At 46.1% G+C, this 23544-nt stretch carries 22 protein-coding genes; 18 read left to right on the top strand and 4 right to left on the bottom strand.

Annotation, left to right across the window (positions count from 1 at the left end; all coding sequences use genetic code 11):
* Window positions 1-3: 3 nt before the first annotated feature.
* Window positions 4-1170, top strand: coding sequence for an aminotransferase class I/II-fold pyridoxal phosphate-dependent enzyme (locus NYE20_RS18730; protein WP_064671562.1), 1167 nt, complete (start codon window positions 4-6; stop codon window positions 1168-1170).
* The gene (locus NYE20_RS18725; protein ID WP_021480643.1) at window positions 1149-2117 is read left to right on the top strand and encodes a polysaccharide pyruvyl transferase family protein; all 969 of its coding nucleotides are present in this window, start codon (window positions 1149-1151) and stop codon (window positions 2115-2117) included. The genes NYE20_RS18730 and NYE20_RS18725 overlap by 22 nt, the downstream gene beginning before the upstream one ends.
* Before the next feature lie 9 nt (window positions 2118-2126).
* Here the strand turns inward: NYE20_RS18725 and yvfG are convergent, their stop codons facing one another.
* Window positions 2127-2345 carry a protein YvfG gene (gene yvfG, locus NYE20_RS18720; protein WP_003219905.1) on the bottom strand — a complete coding sequence of 73 codons (219 nt, stop codon included), beginning with the start codon at window positions 2343-2345 and terminating at the stop codon, window positions 2127-2129.
* 78 nt (window positions 2346-2423) lie between these two features.
* On the opposite strand from yvfG, the gene rpoN reads away from it, so the two are divergent.
* Complete coding sequence (gene rpoN, locus NYE20_RS18715) at window positions 2424-3734, top strand: RNA polymerase factor sigma-54 (RefSeq protein ID WP_072173531.1); 1311 nt, start codon at window positions 2424-2426, stop codon at window positions 3732-3734.
* Window positions 3735-3760: 26 nt separating this feature from the next.
* Here the strand turns inward: rpoN and lutP are convergent, their stop codons facing one another.
* Complete coding sequence (gene lutP / locus NYE20_RS18710) at window positions 3761-5452, bottom strand: L-lactate permease LutP (protein WP_015714740.1); 1692 nt, start codon at window positions 5450-5452, stop codon at window positions 3761-3763.
* Between the two features lie 227 nt (window positions 5453-5679).
* On the opposite strand from lutP, the gene lutR reads away from it, so the two are divergent.
* The 7 genes from lutR to ganB all read left to right on the top strand — a co-directional run bounded on the left by lutR (window position 5680) and on the right by ganB (window position 14582).
* Window positions 5680-6402, top strand: a complete 723-nt coding sequence (gene lutR / locus NYE20_RS18705; protein ID WP_161621235.1) for an L-lactate utilization/bacilysin biosynthesis transcriptional regulator LutR — start codon at window positions 5680-5682, stop codon at window positions 6400-6402.
* A gap of 179 nt (window positions 6403-6581) precedes the next feature.
* Window positions 6582-7580: a galactan degradation operon transcriptional regulator GanR gene (gene ganR / locus NYE20_RS18700; RefSeq protein ID WP_085185730.1), complete on the top strand. Its 999-nt coding sequence runs from the start codon at window positions 6582-6584 to the stop codon at window positions 7578-7580.
* A 134-nt stretch (window positions 7581-7714) separates the two neighbouring features.
* Window positions 7715-8980 (top strand): arabinogalactan oligomer ABC transporter substrate-binding protein GanS, encoded by a 1266-nt coding sequence (gene ganS, locus NYE20_RS18695; protein ID WP_161621236.1) that lies wholly within the window; start codon window positions 7715-7717, stop codon window positions 8978-8980.
* 39 nt (window positions 8981-9019) lie between these two features.
* The gene (gene ganP, locus NYE20_RS18690; RefSeq protein ID WP_029946017.1) at window positions 9020-10276 is read left to right on the top strand and encodes an arabinogalactan oligomer ABC transporter permease GanP; all 1257 of its coding nucleotides are present in this window, start codon (window positions 9020-9022) and stop codon (window positions 10274-10276) included.
* Window positions 10277-10279: 3 nt separating this feature from the next.
* Window positions 10280-11131, top strand: coding sequence for an arabinogalactan oligomer ABC transporter permease GanQ (ganQ, locus tag NYE20_RS18685; RefSeq protein WP_014478026.1), 852 nt, complete (start codon window positions 10280-10282; stop codon window positions 11129-11131).
* Between the two features lie 18 nt (window positions 11132-11149).
* On the top strand, window positions 11150-13213 hold the full coding sequence (gene ganA, locus NYE20_RS18680) for a beta-galactosidase GanA (protein ID WP_161621237.1): 2064 nt from the start codon (window positions 11150-11152) through the stop codon (window positions 13211-13213).
* A gap of 79 nt (window positions 13214-13292) precedes the next feature.
* Complete coding sequence (gene ganB, locus NYE20_RS18675) at window positions 13293-14582, top strand: arabinogalactan endo-beta-1,4-galactanase (protein ID WP_339183751.1); 1290 nt, start codon at window positions 13293-13295, stop codon at window positions 14580-14582.
* Window positions 14583-14635: 53 nt separating this feature from the next.
* On the opposite strand, the gene rsbP is transcribed toward ganB, so the two are convergent.
* Entirely contained in the window at window positions 14636-15847 is a 1212-nt protein-coding gene (gene rsbP / locus NYE20_RS18670; protein WP_003228290.1) for a phosphoserine phosphatase RsbP, read from the bottom strand.
* Window positions 15848-15882: 35 nt separating this feature from the next.
* Entirely contained in the window at window positions 15883-16692 is an 810-nt protein-coding gene (gene rsbQ, locus NYE20_RS18665) for a sigma factor SigB/phosphatase RsbP regulator RsbQ (protein WP_038829406.1), read from the bottom strand.
* Between the two features lie 133 nt (window positions 16693-16825).
* On the opposite strand from rsbQ, the gene NYE20_RS18660 reads away from it, so the two are divergent.
* The 8 genes from NYE20_RS18660 (at window position 16826) to lutC (ending at window position 23437) form a co-directional block, all read left to right on the top strand.
* Entirely contained in the window at window positions 16826-16957 is a 132-nt protein-coding gene (locus NYE20_RS18660) for a hypothetical protein (protein WP_021480633.1), read from the top strand.
* 19 nt (window positions 16958-16976) lie between these two features.
* The gene (locus NYE20_RS18655) at window positions 16977-17882 is read left to right on the top strand and encodes an ABC transporter ATP-binding protein (protein ID WP_339183747.1); all 906 of its coding nucleotides are present in this window, start codon (window positions 16977-16979) and stop codon (window positions 17880-17882) included.
* Window positions 17883-18620, top strand: coding sequence for an ABC transporter permease (locus NYE20_RS18650; RefSeq protein WP_038829404.1), 738 nt, complete (start codon window positions 17883-17885; stop codon window positions 18618-18620). It abuts the gene before it with no gap.
* A gap of 3 nt (window positions 18621-18623) precedes the next feature.
* Window positions 18624-19739 (top strand): two-component system sensor histidine kinase YvfT, encoded by a 1116-nt coding sequence (yvfT, locus tag NYE20_RS18645; protein ID WP_139026564.1) that lies wholly within the window; start codon window positions 18624-18626, stop codon window positions 19737-19739.
* A 16-nt stretch (window positions 19740-19755) separates the two neighbouring features.
* Window positions 19756-20358, top strand: a complete 603-nt coding sequence (gene yvfU, locus NYE20_RS18640; protein WP_014478018.1) for a two-component system response regulator YvfU — start codon at window positions 19756-19758, stop codon at window positions 20356-20358.
* A 174-nt stretch (window positions 20359-20532) separates the two neighbouring features.
* Complete coding sequence (lutA, locus tag NYE20_RS18635; RefSeq protein ID WP_024573483.1) at window positions 20533-21249, top strand: lactate utilization iron-sulfur protein LutA; 717 nt, start codon at window positions 20533-20535, stop codon at window positions 21247-21249.
* A 26-nt stretch (window positions 21250-21275) separates the two neighbouring features.
* Window positions 21276-22715, top strand: a complete 1440-nt coding sequence (gene lutB / locus NYE20_RS18630; protein WP_014480926.1) for a lactate utilization iron-sulfur protein LutB — start codon at window positions 21276-21278, stop codon at window positions 22713-22715.
* On the top strand, window positions 22715-23437 hold the full coding sequence (gene lutC / locus NYE20_RS18625; protein WP_024573285.1) for a lactate utilization protein LutC: 723 nt from the start codon (window positions 22715-22717) through the stop codon (window positions 23435-23437). The genes lutB and lutC overlap by 1 nt, the downstream gene beginning before the upstream one ends.
* The last annotated feature ends 107 nt before the right edge of the window (window positions 23438-23544 follow it).

Here is a 23544-nt window from a genome sequence, read left to right as displayed (position 1 = left end):
TCTATGCATAAAAAAATCTACTTATCTCCCCCTCATATGAGCGGCAGGGAGCAGCACTATATTTCAGAAGCCTTTCGCTCAAACTGGATTGCGCCGCTTGGGCCGCTCGTGAATTCATTTGAAGAACAGCTGGCAGAACGAGTCGGTGTAAAAGCAGCTGCTGCGGTCAGCTCAGGAACGGCGGCGATTCATCTCGCGCTGCGTTTACTTGAGGTAAAAGAAGGTGACAGCGTGTTTTGCCAGTCCTTCACATTTGTAGCAACCGCCAATCCGATTCTATATGAAAAAGCGGTGCCCGTCTTTATTGATTCTGAGCCTGATACGTGGAATATGTCGCCGACAGCCCTTGAAAGAGCATTGGAGGAAGCGAAAAGAAACGGAACACTGCCAAAAGCGGTGATTGCCGTCAATCTATATGGGCAGAGTGCGAAAATGGATGAAATCGTAAGCCTGTGTGATGCATACGGAGTTCCTGTCATTGAGGACGCAGCCGAATCTCTCGGCACAGTCTATAAAGGGAAGCAAAGCGGAACTTTCGGGCGCTTCGGCATTTTTTCATTTAACGGGAACAAAATCATTACCACATCAGGGGGAGGGATGCTCGTTTCAAATGATGAAGCAGCAATTGAAAAAGCAAGATTTCTCGCTTCGCAGGCACGAGAGCCGGCTGTTCATTACCAGCACAGTCAAATTGGACATAATTACAGGCTGAGCAATATCTTAGCCGGCGTCGGCATTGCCCAGCTTGAGGTGCTGGATGAGCGAGTGGAGAAAAGAAGGACCATTTTCACGAGATACAAAAATGTGCTCGGTCACATAGCCGGAGTCCGCTTTATGCCGGAGTACGCAGCAGGCGTATCCAATCGCTGGCTCACCACGCTCACACTTGATAACGGGCTCAGCCCATATGACGTAGTTCAATGTCTTGCTGAAGAAAACATTGAAGCCCGTCCGCTGTGGAAGCCGCTCCATACCCAGCAGCTATTCGATCCGGCTTTATTTTATTCTCATGAAGATACAGGAAGCGTATGCGAAGATTTGTTCAAGCGAGGAATCTGTCTCCCATCGGGGTCCAATATGACAGAAGATGAGCAAGACCGGGTCATTGAAGTGCTACTGCACTTATTCCAAACTGCCGAGGTGAAGAAATGGACAGCAAGCATTCGATGATCAGCCTGAAACAGAAACTGTCCGGGCTGCTCGACGTCATTCCGAAACAATCAGAGATTATATATGCTGACTATCCTCTATATGGGAATGTAGGGGATTTATTTATTATGAAAGGAACAGAAGCCTTCTTTAAAGAACACGGGATTCGGGTCAGAAAACGCTGGAATCCTGACAATTTTCCAGTCGGGCGAAAGCTGGATCCTAATCTCATCATCGTCTGCCAGGGAGGCGGAAACTTCGGGGATCTGTATCCGTATTATCAAGGCTTTAGAGAGAAAATCGTCCAAACCTATCCGAACCACAAAATTGTGATCCTGCCGCAATCGATTTATTTTCAAAACAAAGACAACCTCAAACGGACGGCAGAGATATTTTCTAAGCATGCGAACCTTCACATCATGACAAGGGAAAAAGCCTCCTATGCTACGGCACAGGCTTATTTTTCAAAAAATCACATTCAGCTTCTGCCTGATATGGCTCATCAGCTGTTTCCCGTCATTCCCACGCAGCAGCCGTCCAATCAAAAGCTGAGATTTATCCGAACAGATCATGAAGCAAACCAGGCGCTTCAGGAACACACAGAAACGGAAAGCTACGACTGGCGCACGGTGCTGTCAGCTTCAGACCGCCGGACGATTGCTTTTCTCCAAACGCTGAACGTCCTGAATAAAAAAGCAGGCAACCCTTTACCCATTGCGTATATATGGGGAAAATACTCGGATTATATCGTCCAAAAAGCCATTCGGTTTTTCAGCCGTTACGAATCGGTGGAAACGTCAAGGCTGCACGGACACATCTTGTCCGCTCTTCTTCAAAAAGAAAACACGGTCATTGATAATTCCTATGGGAAAAACGCCAATTACTTTCATACCTGGATGGAAGGAGTGCCAGGCACCCGGCTCATCCAGCACGCCTCAAAGAAGGAAAACCTTCCTGCTCACATGTGAGCGGAAGGTTTATTTTGATTCTCCACGTTTGACTTTGTTGTATGCTTCATCTAAATGCTGAATCCGTTTCAGGACAACTGCGTTTTTGGTCAGCTGGTCCTGCACGAGCGTTGAGACGACGGAACGGTAGTAGCTGTTCATCGCGTGGATTTTATCCTCAGACTGATTCATTTCAATATGCTGTTTTAAATTCTCAATAAAATAAGGGACGGAAAAAAGTTCAGACATTTCTTTGGCAGCTCCTTTTTCATAAATGTATACGGTGTGATCTCAATCATGTACAATGAAGAAAGGGGAGTGAGCATGATGGATATGAAACTTCAGCAAGTACAAGTATTAAAGCCTCAACTGACACAGGAGCTCAGGCAGGCCATCACACTGCTTGGCTATCATTCGGCAGAACTCGCCGAGTACATTGATGAGCTCTCACTGGAAAACCCTCTTATTGAACGAAAGGAAACAGACACACCGCCACTATCTTACCATAAAACAAACAAAAACAGGATGAATGCACAGGAAGCGGGCCTTCAATTAAGTAATCCGCAAAAAACATTGCAGGATGCGTTAAAACAGCAGTCACTCGATATGAATCTGACCAACACTGAAAAAAAGATTTTTAATTATCTGATTCATTCGCTTGATTCAAACGGGTACTTGGAAGAAGATGTGGAGGAGGCAGCACGGCGCCTATCTGTATCGGCTAAGGAAACGGAGGCTGTTTTGGCAAAACTCCAGTCATTAGAACCGGCTGGAATCGGTGCGAGATCTTTGCAGGAATGCATCCTTCTTCAATTACAGCGGCTGCCGAACAGAAATGAACAAGCAGAAATGCTGGTTTCAGCTCATTTTGATGCTTTTGCGCAAAAAAAATGGAAAGCGCTTTCAGTAGAGACAGGAATTCCGCTTCATACCATTCAAGATATCTCAGATGATATCGCGGCTCTTCATCCTAGACCTGGCCTTCTGTTTGCCCGGCCAGAGCAAGATGTGTATATTGAGCCTGACATTTTTATCACCGTAAAAAACGGGCACATCGCAGCGGAACTGAATACCCGCTCGTTTCCCGAGATCGATTTGCATCCGCAGTACAGAACGCTTTTATCATCCGGCTCTTGTCAGGATACTGTCTCCTATTTATCTGCGAAATATCAGGAGTGGCGCTGGCTGAGCCGCGCTCTGCGGCAGCGAAAACAGACAATCACGAGAATTATCAATGAACTGATCACACGCCAAAAGGATTTCTTTCTGAAAGGGCGAAGCGCAATGAAGCCGCTGACTCTCAGAGAGGTGGCGGACTGTCTAAGCCTTCATGAATCAACTGTGAGCCGGGCCATTAAAGGGAAAACAATACAAACGCCTTACGGGCTGTTTGAGATGAAACTCTTTTTCTCAGCAAAAGCCGAGGCTTCAGGAGAGGGAGATGCGTCGAATTATGCAGTCAAAATGCATCTTGAAGACCTGATCAATCAAGAGGACAAAACAAAACCGCTTTCAGATCAAAAGCTTGTCGATTTGCTGTATGAACAACACGGCATCCAAATCTCGAGACGCACCGTGGCAAAATATCGCGATCAAATGAAAATTCCGTCATCGGCAGCGAGAAAGCGATATAAATAAAATCCTCCCTAGACGGGAGGATTTTTTTAAGGAATCATCCAGCTGAATACGTGATGCTGCAAAAAGGTGATGATACAAACGAGCAACAGCAAAAACAGACTGTGTTTAATGGTAAAGCGGAAAAGATCTGATTCCTTTCCGGCGAGTCCTACCGCGGCGCACGCCACCGCTATCGACTGCGGTGAAATCATTTTTCCTGTGACACCGCCTGAAGAATTGGCGGCCACAGACAGAACGGGGTCCATGCCGACTGATAATGCGGTGACTTTCTGCAGGTTGCCGAACAGCAGGTTGGCGGAAGTATCCGAGCCGGTAATGAAGACGCCGAGCCAGCCGAGGACGGGCGAAAAGAAGGTAAACATCGAACCTGTCAGCGCGAGTGTCATCCCGAGTGTCGTGCTCATTCCCGAGGAGTTGGTGACATAGGCAAAACCAACGACAGAAGCGATGGTCAAAATCGGAAGCTTCAATTCCTGGACTGTTTCTTTAAAAACGGTTCCCCAGTCTTTCCACGAAATCGCCGTGATGAACTTTGACAGCACTGCGGCAATCAATATCGCGGTGCCGGCTGAACCAAGCACCTCAAGCTTGTAAACCGCCTCAATCGGCGTACCGTCAGCATTGACAATCTGATTGTTCAAAAAAGGCACACCGGGGGCAAAAGTCAGTTTTTCTCCAACAGCATTCAGCCACTTCAAGAACACCGCAGAGCCTTCATAATGCCCGGTTAGTGCAGATTTGACAGATGGAATGCCCCATACGGAAATCATCGCCGTCAGCAGCAGAAATGGCGACCAAGCCTTAAAAATCTGTCCGCCGCTGTACGCAGGCGCCGCCGGATTTGTGCGCGCCGTTTCAATTGAGGCGGCCGACTCTTGTTCACCGGCAAACCGGAATGTTGTTTTCGGCTTCCACCATTTCAAAAACACAGCAAGTGCAGCCATTGAAACAAGAGCTGACAAAACATCGGGCAGCTCAGGCCCTAAAAAATTGGAACTGAGATATTGAACAACAGCAAAGGAAACACCGGATACGAGAATCGCCGGCCAGACCTCCAAGGCTTTCCTGAACCCGCTCATGATGATGATTAAATAAAGAGGAATAAATACGGATAAAAACGGCAGCTGCCGCCCGACCATTTGCGAAATCTCCATCGCCGGAATCCCTGTCGGCCCTTCTACGGCTGTAATTGGAATCCCAATTGCCCCAAAGGCAACCGGCGCCGTATTGGCGATCAAACAGATCCCCGCAGCATAAAGAGGATTAAAGCCGAGACCGACCAGCAGCGCGGCAGAAATGGCGACCGGCGCTCCGAAGCCTGCTGCCCCTTCTAAAAAAGCCCCGAATGAAAAAGCGATCAAGAGAGCTTGAAGCCGTCGGTCATCAGTAATCGAGAGAACAGAGCTGCGAATGATATCAAACTGTCCCGTTTTCACAGTGATTTTATACAAAAAAACAGACGTCACAATGATCCAGCCGATCGGCAACAATCCGTATACGGCTCCTTGTGTCGCGGACATCAGCGCTTTTTCCGCCGGCATACGATAAACCAATACAGCAATGATAAGGGCGATCCCCAATGTGGCCAAGCCTGCTGTATACCCCTTCATCCGTTTAATCGCGAGTGCCCAAAAAAAGAAAATAATCGGTACAAGTGCGGCAAGCGCTGATAATAGCAAATTTCCCCCTATAGGCGTATATGCCTGTGTCCATTGCATCCCAAACCCCTCCTTGAAACATAAACTGGCGCCATATGTAAGCGGTTTCTATAGATGATATGATCATCTGATGACTGGGTAATAAGACCAGTTACCTAGCATTATATTTTGAAAAAAATCAAAGTACAAGACTTTTTGACAAAATAGTCAAAATCTTTTGGCGGCCCACAAAACAGAGTATAATAGATCGTAAACAGCCAGACCTACAAGTTACGGGGTGAATTGCATTGAAATACAAACAGATTAAAACAAAAAAAATATATGAAGAAGTAGCGGATGCCCTATTAGATATGATCAAAAACGGCGAATTGAAGCCGGGGGATAAACTGGACTCTGTTCAGGCGCTTGCTGAGAGCTTTCAAGTCAGCCGTTCAGCGGTTCGCGAAGCACTTTCTGCGCTAAAGGCGATGGGGCTTGTCGAAATGAAACAGGGAGAAGGCACGTATCTGAAGGAATTTGAGCTCAATCAAATCTCTCAGCCGCTCTCAGCGGCCCTTCTGATGAAAAAAGAGGACGTCAAGCAGCTGCTCGAGGTCAGAAAACTGCTTGAAATCGGCGTGGCTTCACTAGCGGCTGAAAAAAGGACAGAAGCAGATCTCGAAAGAATTCAGGATGCACTAAAGGAAATGGGCAGCATTGAAGCGGACGATGAGCTGGGAGAGAAAGCAGACTTTGCATTTCATCTTGCGCTTGCGGACGCTTCTCAAAATGAACTTCTTAAACACTTGATGAATCACGTGTCATCATTGCTGCTGGAAACAATGAGGGAAACGAGGAAAATCTGGCTGTTTTCCAAGAAGACCTCCGTTCAGCGGCTGTATGAGGAGCACGAACGGATTTACAATGCTGTGGCTGCCGGGAACGGTGTACAGGCGGAAGCCGCCATGCTGGCGCATTTGACGAATGTGGAAGATGTGCTTTCGGGATATTTCGAGGAAAATGTGCAATAACCAACTCATTTCCCGGGCAATTCCGCCGGTTCCGAATGATACGAACAACTGAGACTGAGCCGCAAATGGTTCAGTCTTTTTACATGGAAGCCAGAGGGCTTTGTGCACTTGACATTTGTGAAAAATAAAGTAAAATATTTTACTAAAACAATCCGAGCTGAATAATGGAGGCAGATACAATGGCGACAATTAAAGATATCGCGCAGGAAGCGGGATTTTCAATCTCAACCGTTTCCCGCGTTTTAAATAACGATGAAAGCCTTTCTGTTCCTGATGAGACACGGGAGAAAATCTATGAAGCGGCGGAAAAGCTCAATTACCGCAAAAAAACAGTAAGGCCGCTGGTGAAACATATTGCGTTTTTATATTGGCTGACAGATAAAGAAGAATTAGAAGATGTCTATTTTAAAACGATGAGATTAGAAGTAGAGAAACTGGCGAAAGCATTCAATGTCGATATGACCACTTATAAAATAGCGGATGGAATCGAGAGCATTCCTGAACATACGGAAGGGTTTATTGCCGTTGGCACATTTTCAGATGAAGAGCTGGCTTTCCTCAGAAATCTCACTGAAAATGGCGTGTTCATCGATTCAACTCCTGATCCCGATCATTTTGATTCGGTAAGGCCCGATTTGGCACAAATGACAAAGAAGACGGTAAACATCCTGACTGAGAAGGGGCATAAGAGCATCGGTTTTATCGGCGGCACATACAAAAATCCGAATACCAATCAGGACGAAATGGACATCCGTGAACAAACCTTCAGATCCTATATGAGGGAAAAAGCCATGCTGGACGAGCGCTATATTTTCTGTCATCGCGGATTCTCTGTAGAAAACGGCTACCGCCTGATGTCAGCAGCGATCGACATATTAGGCGATCAGCTTCCGACTGCTTTTATGATTGCAGCGGACCCGATTGCAGTGGGCTGTCTGCAAGCCCTGAACGAAAAAGGAATTGCTATACCAAACAGGGTAAGCATTGTGAGTATCAACAACATCAGCTTCGCGAAGTATGTCTCGCCTCCTCTGACGACGTTTCATATTGATATACATGAATTATGTAAAAATGCTGTTCAATTACTGCTTGAACAAGTGCAGGACAAGAGAAGAACGGTAAAAACATTATATGTGGGCGCAGAATTAATCGTCAGGAAGAGTATGAATGAAGGATGACTTAGGACACTAAGTCATTTTTTATTTAGGTAAAAAAATTTACTCTAGGAGGTAAATAGTTTGTTTACACATTTTCTCAGGCGTGCTATATTATCTTTAAAGCGCTTTCATTCCTACCGAAAGGGTGACAATCAATGAAAATGGCAAAAAAGTGTTCCGTATTCATGCTCTGCGCAGCTGTCAGTTTATCCTTGGCGGCTTGCGGCCCAAAGGAAAGCAGCAGCGCCAAATCGAGTTCAAAAGGGTCAGAGCTTGTTGTATGGGAGGATAAAGAAAAGAGCATCGGCATTAAAGACGCCGTTGCTGCGTTTGAAAAAGAGCATGATGTGAAGGTCAAAGTCGTTGAAAAACCGTATGCCAAGCAGATTGAAGATTTGCGAATGGACGGACCGGCCGGCACAGGCCCTGACGTGTTAACAATGCCAGGGGACCAAATCGGAACCGCTGTCACGGAAGGATTACTCAAGGAATTACATGTCAAAAAAGACGTTCAATCACTTTATACTGACGCTTCCATTCAGTCTCAAATGGTAGATCAAAAGCTTTATGGACTGCCAAAAGCGGTCGAAACGACTGTCCTTTTTTACAACAAAGATCTCATCTCCGAAAAGGAATTGCCCAAAACGCTGGAAGAGTGGTACGACTATTCCAAAAAGACTGCTAATGGCAGCAAATTTGGCTTTTTAGCCCTATTTGATCAAATTTATTATGCAGAAAGTGTGATGAGCGGATATGGCGGATACATTTTTGGAAAGGCCAAAGATGGGAGCTATAACCCGTCAGACATTGGAATCAATAATGAAGGAGCTGTCAAAGGTGCGGCGCTGATTCAGAAGTTTTACAAAGATGGCCTGTTCCCGGCTGGCATTATTGGAGAACAAGGGATTAACGTATTGGAGTCGCTGTTCACAGAAGGAAAAGCCGCCGCAATTATCTCTGGGCCATGGAATGTAGAAGCTTTTTCGAAAGCAGGAATCAATTATGGCATTACGAAACTGCCGAAGCTGGAAAATGGGAAAAACATGAGCTCCTTTATCGGCGTCAAAAGCTACAACGTTAGTGCATTTTCAAAGAATGAAGAGCTGGCGCAAGAATTAGCCGTTTTTCTGGCAAATGAAAAAAATTCTAAAACACGATATGAAGAAACGAAAGAAGTTCCTGCTGTGAAATCCCTAGCCAATGACCCGGCTATTATGAAAAGCGGGGCGGCACGGGCTGTTACTGAACAATCCCGTTTCTCAGAGCCAACACCAAATATTCCGGAAATGAATGAAATATGGACGCCGGCTGATTCAGCATTACAGACGGTTGCAACAGGGAAGGCAGATCCGAAACAAGCATTGGATCAAGCAGCTGAAACGGCCAAAGGACAAATTAAGGCAAAGCACAGCGGAAAATAAAGAGAAAGCTAGATTTGTATTGTAAGAGAGGTGAAAACGGTGCAGCATCGTCAAGTCGCTTTGTTGCTTTCTATCATTCCGGGACTCGGGCAATTTTATAACAAGCAATGGATAAAAGGTATTGTCTTTCTTTTCTTAGGCGCATCGTTTTTTGCGGTCTTTGGAGATCTGCTCAATATGGGGTTTTGGGGAATCTTTACACTGGGAACAGAAGTGCCGCGGGATAATTCCGTTTTTCTGCTGGCGGAAGGGATTATTGCTGTCATCGTGACCTGCTTTGGCCTTGCGGTGTATTATGTAAATCTTCGCGATGCGTTCCAAAGCGGAAAACAGCGTGATGAAAATAAGCCATTAAGTTCCTTAAAGGAACAATACCAGCATATCATTTCTGAGGGCTATCCTTATGTCGTCAGCGGCCCATCGTTGTTTATTTTAATTTTCGCCGTGATCTTTCCTATCTTATTCAGCTTTGCATTAGCGTTTACAAACTATGATTTGTATCATTCTCCTCCTGCAAAATTAATTGATTGGGTCGGTTTTCAAACGTTCGCAAATATTTTCACAGTTGATATTTGGAGGTCGACTTTTTTTGATGTACTGGCTTGGACGGTGGTTTGGACACTTGCTGCATCCACACTGCAAGTCAGCTTGGGGATTTTTCTCGCGATCATTGTTAACCAGAAAGACCTTCGGTTTAAACGTTTTTTTCGGACGATTCTGATTTTGCCATGGGCCGTTCCCGGTTTTGTGACGATTTTAATTTTTGCGGGACTGTTTAATGATAGCTTCGGTGCGATGAATCACGACATCTTGGCTTTCTTCGGGATAGATCCGCTTCCGTGGATGACAGATGCCAATTGGTCGAGGCTTGCATTGATTCTCATGCAGGGCTGGCTCGGATTTCCGTACATCTTTCTCGTCTCAACAGGCGTATTGCAATCCATCCCGGACGATCTGTATGAAGCAGCTACGATTGATGGCGCTTCTGTCTTTTCAAAGCTGAGATACATCACGCTTCCGATGGTGTTCATTGCAATGGCTCCGATTATCATTACCCAGTTTACGTTTAATTTTAATAACTTTAATATTATCTATCTATTCAATGGCGGAGGTCCGGCTGTAACCGGATCAACAGCCGGCGGGACAGATATCCTCGTTTCATGGATTTATAAATTGACAATGCAGTCAAGCCAATATTCACTTGCTGCGGCTTTAACCATTTTATTATCTGTATTTGTTATCTCCATCGCATTGTGGCAGTTCAGACAGACAAAGTCTTTTAAAGAGGAGGCATAAGGCATGCTGGCAGATATGAAGGTCAGAAAATATATCCGTCTCCTTTTCTCTTACTTGTTGCTAGCCTTTATGGCGGTCATCATTGTTTATCCTCTCCTTTGGACGGCAGGCGCAAGCTTTAATCCCGGCAACAGCTTAATCAGTACATCCATCATTCCGAAGCATCCGACATTCGACCATTACAAGGAATTATTTGCGGGCAAAGAAAGCCTTCAATATGTGCAGTGGTATGTCAACTCAATGAAGATCAGCCTGTTTACAATGGCAGGGTCTTTGCTCTGTGTGACGTTTACGGCCTATGCGTTTTCGCGCTTTCGCTTCAAAGGCAGGAAATACGCTTTAACGCTCTTTTTATTGCTGCAGATGATTCCTCAGTTTTCAGCTTTAATTGCCTTGTTTGTGCTGGCGCAAATCTTGGGAATGATCAATAGCCACTGGCTGCTAATCTTGCTTTATATCGGCGGCCTGATCCCGATGAATACGTATTTGATGAAAGGGTACATGGATTCCATTCCGATGGATTTAGACGAAAGCGCCAAGATTGACGGAGCCAGCAGCACCAGAATCTTCTTCCAGATCATTCTGCCATTATCAAAACCGATGGCGGCAGTCGTGGCCATGAACGGCTTTACCGGTCCGCTCGGAGATTTTGTGCTGTCCTCAACCATATTGAGAACGCCTGAATCATATACATTGCCCGTCGGTCTATTCAATTTAGTGAATGATGTCATGGGGGCCAGCTATACGACATTTGCGGCCGGGGCCCTGCTTATCAGCATACCGGTTGCCGTCATCTTTATTATGCTGCAAAAGAATTTTGTGTCCGGATTAACCGCAGGCGGAACGAAGGGCTAAGAGAACAAGGAGGAGAATGTGATGTCAAAGCTTGAAAAAACGCACGTAACAAAAGCAAAATTTATGCTCCATGGGGGAGACTACAACCCCGATCAGTGGCTGGATCGGCCCGATATTTTAGCTGACGATATCAAACTGATGAAGCTTTCTCATACGAATACGTTTTCTGTCGGCATTTTTGCATGGAGCGCACTTGAGCCGGAGGAGGGCGTATATCAATTTGAATGGCTGGATGATATTTTTGAGCGGATTCACAGTATAGGCGGCCGGGTCATATTAGCAACGCCGAGCGGAGCCCGTCCGGCCTGGCTGTCGCAAACCTATCCGGAAGTTTTGCGCGTCAATGCCTCCCGCGTCAAACAGCTGCACGGCGGAAGGCACAACCACTGCCTCACATCTAAAGTCTACCGAGAAAAAACACGGCACATCAACCGCTTATTAGCAGAACGATACGGACATCACCCGGCGCTGTTAATGTGGCACATTTCAAACGAATACGGGGGAGATTGCCACTGTGATTTATGCCAGCATGCTTTCCGGGAGTGGCTGAAATCGAAATATGACAACAGCCTCAAGACATTGAACCATGCGTGGTGGACCCCTTTTTGGAGCCATACGTTCAATGACTGGTCACAAATTGAAAGCCCTTCGCCGATCGGTGAAAATGGCTTGCATGGCCTGAATTTAGATTGGCGCCGGTTCGTCACCGATCAAACGATTTCGTTTTATGAAAATGAAATCATTCCGCTGAAAGAATTGACGCCTGATATCCCTATCACAACGAATTTTATGGCTGACACACCGGATTTGATCCCGTATCAGGGCCTCGACTACAGCAAATTTGCAAAGCATGTCGATGTCATCAGCTGGGACGCTTATCCTGTCTGGCACAATGACTGGGAAAGCACAGCTGATTTGGCGATGAAGGTCGGCTTTATCAATGATCTGTACCGAAGCTTGAAGCAGCAGCCCTTCTTATTAATGGAGTGTACGCCAAGCGCGGTCAATTGGCATAACGTCAACAAGGCAAAGCGCCCGGGCATGAATCTGCTGTCATCCATGCAAATGATTGCCCACGGCTCGGACAGCGTTCTCTATTTCCAATACCGCAAATCACGGGGGTCATCAGAAAAATTACACGGAGCGGTTGTGGATCATGACAATAGCCCGAAGAACCGCGTCTTTCAAGAAGTGGCCAAGGTAGGCGAGACATTGGAACGGCTGTCCGAAGTTGTCGGAACGAAGAGGCCGGCTCAAACCGCGATTTTATATGACTGGGAAAATCATTGGGCGCTCGAGGATGCTCAGGGGTTTGCGAAGGCGACAAAACGTTATCCGCAAACGCTTCAGCAGCATTACCGCACATTCTGGGAACACGATATCCCTGTCGACGTCATCACGAAAGAACAAGACTTTTCACCATATAAACTGCTGATCGTCCCGATGCTGTATTTAATCAGCGAGGACACCGTTTCCCGTTTAAAAGCGTTTACGGCTGACGGCGGCACCTTAGTCATGACGTATATCAGCGGGGTTGTGAATGAGCATGACTTAACATACACAGGCGGATGGCATCCGGATCTTCAAGCTATATTTGGAGTTGAGCCTCTTGAAACGGACACCCTGTATCCGAAGGATCGAAACGCTGTCAGCTACCGCAGCCAAATATATGAAATGAAGGATTATGCAACCGTGATTGATGTAAAGACAGCTTCAGTGGAAGCGGTGTATCAAGAAGATTTTTATGCGCGCACGCCAGCGGTCACAAGCCATGAGTATCAGCAGGGCAAGGCGTATTTTATCGGCGCGCGTTTGGAGGATCAATTTCAGCGTGATTTCTATGAGGGTCTGATCACAGACCTGTCTCTTTCTCCAGTTTTTCCGGTTCGGCACGGAAAAGGCGTCTCCGTACAAGCGAGGCAGGATCAGGACAATGATTATATTTTTATCATGAATTTCACGGAAGAAAAACAGCTGGTCACGTTTGATCAGAGTGTGAAGGACATAATGACAGGAGACATATTGTCAGGCGACCTGACGATGGAAAAGTATGAAGTGAGAATTGTCGTAAACACACATTAGGCTGATGCTCCGCTCGATATGGGCGGATTCTTTTTTCTATAGAATGAAAACGCTCACTAAGTCTTGGGGGGATGAAATCATGAAAAGCAAAGTGAAATTGTTCTTTGCGGCTGCCATCGTGTGGAGTGCATGTAGTTTAACAGGATATGCCGCTGCCATTGAGAAGGAGAAGCACGTGTCAGAGCTTCGGGCAGAGGATCTTTTTGTTAAAAAAGTAGAGGGGATGAACAAGGACTTTATCAAAGGGGCAGATGTATCCAGCGTTATTGCTTTGGAAAACAGCGGTGTCACCTTTTACAATACAAGCGGAAAACGCCAGGATATCTTTACAACTTTAAAACAGGCTGGGGTCAACTATGTTCGCGTCCGCATCTGGAATCACCCGTATGATTCAAATGGCAACGGGTATGGCGGGGGAAACAATGATGTTCAAAAAGCCATCGAAATCGGAAAAAGAGCGACAGCGAACGGAATGAAGGTGCTGGCCGACTTTCACTACTCTGATTTCTGGGCCGATCCAGCGAAACAAAAGGTGCCCAAAGCCTGGGCGAATCTCAGCTTTGAAGCAAAAAAAGGAAAGCTCTATGAGTATACGAAACAAAGCCTGCAAAAGATGATCAAGGAAGGCGTTGACATCGGCATGGTTCAGGTCGGAAATGAAACAACAGGAGGATTTGCCGGTGAGACTGATTGGACGAAGATGTGCCAATTATTTAATGAAGGAAGCCGAGCGGTCAGGGAGACAAATTCAAATATTTTGGTCGCCCTGCATTTTACCAATCCTGAAACGGCTGGAAGGTATTCATTTATTGCGGAAACACTCAGCAAAAACAAAGTGGATTATGATGTGTTTGCGAGCTCCTATTATCCTTTCTGGCATGGCACATTACAAAATTTGACCTCCGTGCTGAAGGCTGTTGCCAATACGTACGGCAAAAAAGTCATGGTGGCGGAGACATCGTACACCTATACCGCTGAGGATGGCGATGGGCATGGAAATACAGCACCAAAAAGCGGGCAGACGCTGCCATATCCAATTTCTGTTCAAGGCCAGGCAACTGCAGTAAGAGATGTAATGGAGGCAGTGGCGAATACGGGCAAAGCAGGACTTGGTGTTTTCTACTGGGAGCCGGCGTGGATTCCAGTCGGGCCGAAGACACAGATAGAGAAAAACAAAGTGTTATGGGAAACATACGGGTCAGGGTGGGCGTCCAGCTATGCTGCTGAATACGACCCTGAAGACGCCGGGAAGTGGTATGGGGGAAGTGCTGTAGATAATCAAGCTTTATTTGATTTTAATGGACACCCGCTGCCTTCCTTGCAGGTGTTTCAATATGCGGAGTCAGGACATATTCCAAAGAAACGCTGAAACAAAAAAATCCATGAGATGTAACAAATCATTGTTATGTCTCATGGATCATTTTATTTTACATCAACTAATATAAAACATTCGTCATCACTCTTATGATGAGCTTCCTTTTGATGCTGCAGTGATGTAAGGATTTTCTCCTTCAGGTCAGCGATTGGCGAATCAGGATGATCCTTTAGTAAATCAAATAAATAACATGAAGCCGTAGGATCCATCACGCCATCCGTATACAGAAGCAATCTTCCGTCCTCCGTGTATGAAAGGCTGCTTGACTGAAACTCTAAGTCTTCAAACATCCCGATCGGAGGCGAGGTCGCGTGAAGCAGATGTTGAGTTCCGCTATCGTCCTGCCAAAGTGCCGGCGGATGCCCTGCGTTGACATAATCAATTCTTTGCCGTGCTATATCAATCTCGAGATAAATAGCAGTGCAATAATGTCTTGCTTCCTCATCATTTTGAAACAAGCTGTGAAGGTGCCGGTCCAATTCCTTCATAACTTTAACGGGGCTGAGACCTTGCGTGATCTGGCGCTGGAACAAAGGATGAAGAGACATCGTAATCAATGCAGATGAAATTCCGTGCCCCATCACATCAAGGATAATAATGCCGTAACGGTGTTCATCGATTTGATAATATCCGTAAAGATCACCTGACAATTCACTCGATGCGTTGTAATAAGAGTCAATCTGAACCTGATCGTTTACAATCGGTTCAGTCAACGAGTTTTTCTGGATCTTTCTGGCGAGTTCAAGCTCTCTTTTGGTGTTTAATTTAAATTGTTGATTTTGTTTATTGATCTCAAGAAGTTCTTCTTGTTTTGCTTTCAGCGTTTCCAAGGCAATTTCTAACTCCGCATTGGCTTTCTGTTTGGCAAGCAAAGCTTCCTGAGCCTCATTTCTGGCTATCAGCAGCTCATTTTCATATTCATTTCGCTTTCGCATTGGAATCAGAACACAATCAAAGACAGAAGCCCCGCTATCGTGTCTCGCAATAGCATTGATAAGGACTGGAATTTCTTCTCCATCTCTTGCTTTCAGGGAAATGTATATTTCTTCGATGTGATGCTCCAATTTCAAAAGCGGAAAAAAATAAAGCTGGCAGAAAAGCTGCGCGGGAATGGTCAACATCATATTCATGTGCTGGCCGATAACCTGCTCCGGTTCATAATCCAGAATCTTGATAAGGGTGCGGTTGGCAGCTATGATCGACCCCTCTTCTGACAAAGCGAGGAAACCGCATGGTGCATCATTCAATTGTTTGTCCATCTAAGAGGGTCACCTCTATCCCTTTCGTTCCTATATCACACGTGTGCTTTTAAATAATCGCCGATCAGCTGTATCGTCTCATCTGGATGGCTCATATGAGGGCAATGTCCGCGAGCCTCCATTTGTTTCAGACTGCTATAAGGCAGATGCTGATGCATATACTTACCTACAGTTGCAGGTGCGATGATATCATCTGCACATTGGAGAATAAGAGAGGGAACCGTTACCTTCGAAAGATCCTCTCGGTGATCAGAAAAAAACGCCGCTTTCGCGAATTGGCGGGCAATGACAGGATCAGTAGAACAAAAACGGCTTTCAAGCTCTTCCTTAATTTCAGGCCGATCTGGCTGATTCAGAACGGTTGCCGCAAATACAGTTGCCCAGCCGATATAATTTTTCTCCATCATCTCCAGCAAGCCAAGGAGCTGCTCCTCTTCAAATCCTCCGTAATACTCAGGCGGATCATTCAAATAGCAAGGAGAAGGCCCCACCATCACCAGATGGGAAAAAAGCTCCGGGCGGCGGATGGATGCAAGCATCCCAATCAAGGCCCCGACGGAGTGCCCCACAAACACGGTTTCCTTCAGATCTAAAGCTTCACAAACATCAAGAACATCCTGGGCATAGCCGTCAAGTGTCTGGTAACGATTCATGTCATATGCGCGCAAATCTGAATGTCCCGAACCGACGTAATCAAATAAAATCACCCGATGATCTTCTTCAAAGGCAGGTGCCACGGCATTCCACACACTTTGATCGCATCCAAAACCAGGTGCGAACATGATAGATGCTTTGCCGCTGCCTTTCACCTTCACATGATTTCTAGACAAAATCGCTTCGTTCATGATTGGCTCCTTTCAGCCGGAGAGTAATATAAAGTTCAATATGTCTATCATAACACTCGGATGGTTTGAAGAGTGTATCTTTCTATGAATGTCACAGCAGTTTAAAAGAAAGAGGACATGGGAGATAGAAAAGATGGATGAATTGGAAGATGCAGGAGGAGGATTACCTAGACACCGGGGTGAGAAAGAAAATGACATTTGTCACTTCATCATCATGACACCCCATACTAACATCGTCTTCTCCGTCATTTTACAATCAATGTAAACGATCAGGAGGTGCTCATGTGATGAAAGAAGCAATAACAGTAAGCAACGTGTCAAAACATTTCCATCGAAAAACCGCTGTAAACCACATCAGCTTTAGTATTGAAAAAGGAGAAATTGCAGCCATTCTCGGGCCAAATGGGGCAGGGAAGACGACCGTCATCTCTATGATATTAGGATTGCTGAAGCCGAGTGAGGGAGAAATCAAACTATTTAACCGGGTTCCCGATGATCAACAGGTTCGTGAAAAAATAGGTGTAATGCTTCAGGAAGTAAGTGTCATGCCGGGCCTTAAGGTGGATGAAATCCTTGAACTCTTCCGGAGCTATTATCCGAATCCATTGTCCATGAAAGAACTCGTTTCGTTAACAGCACTCACCAAAGAAGATTTGAAAACAAGAGCAGAAAAATTATCCGGCGGACAAAAACGCCGTTTGAGCTTTGCTTTGGCTCTTGCCGGGAACCCGGAGCTGCTTATACTTGATGAACCGACAGTCGGCATGGATACTTCATCAAGACATCGATTCTGGCAGACCATTCACGGACTGTCGGACCAAGGAAAAACAATTATTTTTTCAACTCATTATTTACAAGAAGCAGACGATGCCGCACAGCGAATCCTATTTTTTACTGAAGGACGGCTTGTTGCAGACGACTCACCAATGCAAATCCGCTCAAGAATTCAAAAACAGTCTGTTTCCTTTACGCTTCATTCAAGTGAATCATTGGAAAGGCTGTCTTGTCACCCGGAAGTCGAGAGAGTGATCCATGAGCATGAGAGAACCATCATCCAGACATCAAATACAGATAAAGTGTTGGCGCTGATCTTTCAAGAAAACATCCCAGCACGAGATATTCGAATTGAGCAAGCGACGCTCGATGAGGCATTTCGCCAGCTGGCTGACGGCAACAGGGAGGCGATGTGAGTGAACATGCTGCAAAAGCAAAGCATCGCTGAAATGAAAAGGGTGATTAGGAACAAGTACTTTGTGCTTTGGTCTCTGATCATGCCGATTGCCTTTTATTATTTCTTTACAAATGTAGTGAATACCAACGTCCCTGATCAACGTGCATGGGAAGCCCATTACCTGATGTCGATGACAGTCTTCAGCGTGATGGGTTCCTCTATCATGACGCTTGGCATCCGAATGGTACAAGAGCGGTCACAAGGCTGGACCGCCTTTATCCGCCTTACGCCTCTTCCGGATCATATCTATTTATCAGCTCAGATGATCGGCCAAAGTGTCATTCACGTTTTATCGATTACCGTCATATTTCTGTTCGGCGCAATCATCAATGATATTGCCTTGTCACCGTTTGAATGGATGATGAGCGGACTGTGGATTTTGTTTGGCGCATTGCCTTTTTTAGCATTAGGCACACTAATCGGCCTCATGAGAAAAGTAGAAACAGCGGCCGGAATCAGTAATGTGCTTTATATGCTGCTGGCTTTAGGCGGAGGGATGTGGATGCCGTTTGAGGTCATGCCTGACATGATGCAGAGCATTGGCCAGTGGCTTCCGTCTTATCATTTCGGGAGCGGAGCGTGGGAACTTGTCCGGGGTGGGAGTCCGACTTGGAAAAATATTCTGATATTAATCGCTTATATGATGCTCTTCATGCTACTATCTAAATATATAAGAAGAAAACAAGAAGCGGTGTAATACATGAAAAAGGCAATATCTATTTTCCCGAAGGAATTCGGGTTTTTCCCTTATATCTTTCTGGTGTATACGATTATGCCGTTCCTTTCTTTATTAAAAGAATCAGGTGTCAAACAGGGGATCGGATATGGCATGCTGCTCCTTTTTGTAGCGGCATATCGCCAGTTATTCTGCAGCGTTGGCAGAGCTTCGTTTACATATTGGCTTATCGTGCAAATGGCGGTTATTTTGATATATAGTGTGTTTTACAATATCACCTATATATACTTAGGTTTTTTCCCGGCAAACTTTGTTGGTTATTACAAAGAGAAAACGAATTTTAACCGTGCGTTCTGCGCTTTAATCTTTATACTGCTTTTTCCATGCCTATACCAATTTAGCGCGAATTCGGTCTCGCTTCGGGAGCTTTTTTCTGTTCTCCCGTTTCTCGTCATTATGCTCATTTCTCCATTCGGCATTCGTTCTATGTTTCGGAGGATTGAGCTTGAAAATAAGCTTGCACAAGCCAACGAACAGATAAAAGAACTCTCTAAAAGAGAGGAGCGTGTTCGAATCGCCCGTGATCTTCACGATACCCTTGGCCACACCCTGTCGCTGCTTACATTAAAAAGCCAGCTCATTCAGCGGCTGGCTGCATCTGATATAGAACGGACCAAGCTTGAGGCAAAAGAAATGGAAACCAGTTCACGCTCCGCACTCAAGCAAGTTCGAGAGCTGGTTTCTGATATGAGAACGGTCACGATAACAGAGGAGCTCGTAAACATTCAGCACATATTAAGAGCGGGGAACATTACCTTTCAATACGAAGGAGCCGACGACTTTTCAGCGATATCTCCCGTCACTCAAAATATTATCAGTATGTGTATGCGGGAAGCCGTGACTAACATTATCAAGCACAGCAAAGCAACCCATTGTGCCATCATCATTTCTCAGTTTGCTGACAAAATGAGGATCGTGATACGGGATGACGGAAAGGGAGCGGCGAAGGAGAAAATGTTTGGGAATGGCCTGCGGGGAATGGAGGAACGGCTCATGCTCATTGAAGGGGGATTAACGGTTTCAGATCAAAACGGAACGGTTGTGGCACTGACGATTCCGCTTATTAAAAAAGCAGAATGATTGGAGGACGAAAAGAATGATTCGTCTGTTTATTGCTGAGGACCAGCGAATGCTTTTAGGCGCTTTGGGATCTTTGCTTGATTTAGAAGAGGATATGACAGTCATCGGACAAGCATTAAACGGGGAAGAGGCGCTACATGCTATTTTGAAGCTGGAGCCGGATGTATGCATTATGGACATTGAAATGCCGGTTCGAAGCGGGCTGGATGTGGCAGAGGAATTAATGAAAAAAGGCTGCGTCAGCAAGGTCATTATTTTAACCACCTTTGCCCGCCCCGGATATTTTGAACGCGCCGTAAAGGCCGGTGCACATGGCTATCTGCTGAAAGACGGCGAAATTGACGATCTGGCCGATGCCATTCGAAAATGTGTAAAGGGAAAACGTGTCTTCAGCCCCGAGCTGACGTTTAATATGATGCGAGACGAAAATCCGCTAACCGTTAGAGAGCAAGAAATTCTGAGGCTTGCGGCTTTAGGCAAGACAACAAAAGACATTACGCTTGAGCTCTATTTATCTCAAGGCACAGTTCGAAACTATATCTCAGAAATCATCCAAAAGCTTCATGCGAAAAATCGGACAGAAGCCGCCAGCATCGCTGAGGAAAAGGGCTGGATTTAACCATATACTGCACTCCTGGAAGATCGGGAGTGTTTTTGATATGCCACAAATGAAAATATCCCTAGAAAACCCTTTCCTTCCATTGTCAGAATAGTGTACGATATTCATATAGTTATTTTAACTCAGGTCATCAGATGACCTGATCATATATTGGGGATGAGAGAGGGGTTCATCATGAAAGTCTCACTTTTTGTCACTTGTCTTGTTGATATGTTTCAAACAAATGTCGGAAAAGCAACGGTTGAGCTGCTGGAGCGGCTTGGGTGTGAGGTTGATTTTCCGGAAGGGCAGATTTGCTGCGGGCAGCCGGCTTACAACAGCGGCTATGTAAATGACGCCAAAAAAGCAATGAAACGGATGATCGAAACGTTTCAGGATTCCGAATATGTTGTCAGTCCTTCCGGTTCCTGCACAACGATGTTCCGGGAGTATCCGCACCTGTTTCAGGATGATCCGAAATGGGCCGATAAAGCGCAAAAGCTGGCGGATAAAACGTATGAACTGACAGATTTTATTGTGAACGTACTTGGAGTAGAGGATGTCGGCGCGACCCTTCATACAAAAGCGACCTTACATACGTCGTGCCATATGACAAGGCTGCTGGGTGTTCGGGAGGAGCCGATGAAGCTGTTGAGTCATGTGAAGGGCCTGCAGTTTACAGAGCTTCCGGGCAAACATAACTGCTGCGGATTCGGAGGAACGTTCTCCGTCAAGATGGCGCAGATTTCTGAGCAGATGGTCGATGAAAAAGTCGAATGTGTGGAGGAAACGGGAGCAGAGGTGCTGATCGGTGCTGACTGCGGCTGTTTGATGAATATCGGGGGACGGCTTGGCCGAAAAGATAAGAATGTCAAAGTGATGCACATCGCCGAAGTGCTCAACAGCAGATAAAACTGGATTCAGAGGGGGAAAGGATCATGGCGATGAAAATCGGTACTGACGCTTTTAAAGAGCGGGTATCACAGGGGATTGATAATGAATTTATGAGAGGCGCTGTTTCAGGTGCACAGGAGCGTCTGCGGACGCGGCGCCTAGAGGCAGCAGAAGAACTGGGAAACTGGGAGGAGTGGCGCTCATTATCAGAGGAAATCAGGCAGCATGTCCTTGAAAACCTTGATTTCTATCTCGGACAGCTTGCCGAAAATGTGGCGAAAAGAGGCGGACATGTCTATTTCGCGGAAACAGCGGAAGAGGCGTCTTCTTATATTCGTGATGTCATTCAAAAGAAGAACGGGAAGAAAATTGTGAAATCTAAATCAATGGTCACAGAGGAAATCAATCTGAATGAGGTGCTGGAGAAGGAAGGCTGTGAAGTCGTAGAAACCGATCTCGGCGAGTATATTTTGCAGATTGATGATCACGATCCGCCGTCACATATCGTAGCGCCCGCCCTTCATAAAAATAAAGAGCAGATACGCGATGTGTTTAAAGAAAGACTGGACTATCAACATACAGAAAAACCGGAAGAGCTGGTGATGCATGCGCGCGCCATTCTCCGAAAAAAGTTTCTGGAAGCGGATATCGGCATTACCGGCTGTAACTTCGCCATCGCTGACACGGGTTCCGTCAGCCTTGTGACCAATGAAGGAAATGGACGGCTTGTGAGCACCTTGCCGAAAACACAAATTACCGTCATGGGAATGGAGCGGATTGTCCCGTCATTTTCTGAATTTGAAGTGCTAGTCAGCATGCTGACAAGAAGTGCTGTCGGACAGCGGCTGACAAGTTATATTACAGCTTTGACGGGTCCGAAGCTGGAAGGTGAAGTGGACGGTCCGGAAGAATTCCATCTTGTCATCGTTGATAATGGACGATCCAATATCCTTGGAACGGAATTCCAGTCTGTGCTGCAATGTATCCGCTGTGCAGCCTGTATCAATGTCTGTCCTGTGTACCGCCATGTCGGCGGACATTCATACGGCTCAATCTACTCGGGGCCAATCGGAGCGGTTTTATCGCCGTTGCTCGGCGGTTATGACGATTATAAGGAGCTGCCGTACGCATCTTCACTGTGCGCTGCTTGTTCAGAAGCCTGCCCGGTCAAAATCCCGCTTCATGAGCTGCTACTCAAGCATCGTCAGAATATCGTCGAAAAAGAAGGCAGAGCGCCGATCAGTGAAAAGCTTGCAATGAAAGCATTCGGACTTGGCGCATCCTCCTTATCGCTTTACAAAATGGGCTCAAAATGGGCGCCGGCCGCCATGACGCCTTTTACAGAGGACGAAAAAATTTCGAAAGGGCCCGGCCCGCTTAAAAATTGGACCCAGATCCGCGACTTCCCGGCACCGCATAAATCGAGATTCAGAGACTGGTTTGCGGACAGAGAAACAAGTGAACGCACGAAGGAGGAGCAGTGATGACAAAGGGAACCATTCAGAATCAAGAGAGCTTTTTAAACCGAATCGCATCCAGCCTGGGCCGTGAAAGAAGAACAGGAGGCGTGGCAGTTCCTGAGTGGGCGCATCAGCCGCAATATAAAACACTTGAAGGATATTCAGCTGATGACTTAGTCACAGTGCTCAAAAACCATTGTGTCAAAATCCATACAGAGCTGATTGAAACGGATTCAACCGGCCTTTACGATGCCCTGCGCGAGCAAGTCAGCCGCTTTTCCGGAGGCCCTGTCATCATTCCGAAGGACCCCCGCTTTGAAGAATACGGACTGAAAAGCCTGCTCACCAAGGACTGGCCGAGCGAGGGAACGCCGGTCTGGGAGTGGGATGCTGACAAAGGCGAGGAAAATATCAAAAAAGCGGAGCAAGCCAATGTAGGGATTACATTCAGCGAAATTACATTGGCTGAGTCGGGGACGGTTGTCCTCTTCTCATCAAAAGACATCGGCCGATCTGTCAGCCTTCTGCCGACGACTTATATTGCGATCGTGCCGAAATCAAGCATTGTACCGAGAATGACACAAGCCAGTGATATCATCCGCCAAAACATTGCGGACGGTGTCACTGTTCCTTCATGTATCAACTACATTACCGGACCGAGCAACTCAGCAGACATTGAAATGGATTTAGTTGTGGGAGTGCACGGACCTGTAAAGGCAGCATATATTCTCGTCTCTGACCGCTGAACTCAGGAAGCCCGGCAGGCATATGCCGGGCTTTTTGCTTGAAAAAACTTCAACTTCCAATTATTTGGCCGATGAGAAGAGTATGACTTGAAATAGGAGGAAATGCG

The organism is Bacillus sp. FSL R5-0416 (assembly GCF_037975425.1).
Taxonomy (GTDB): Bacteria; Bacillota; Bacilli; order Bacillales; family Bacillaceae; genus Bacillus; species Bacillus subtilis.
Note: the sequence above shows the minus strand (reverse complement) of the source record. Positions and strands in the feature narration are given on the sequence as shown.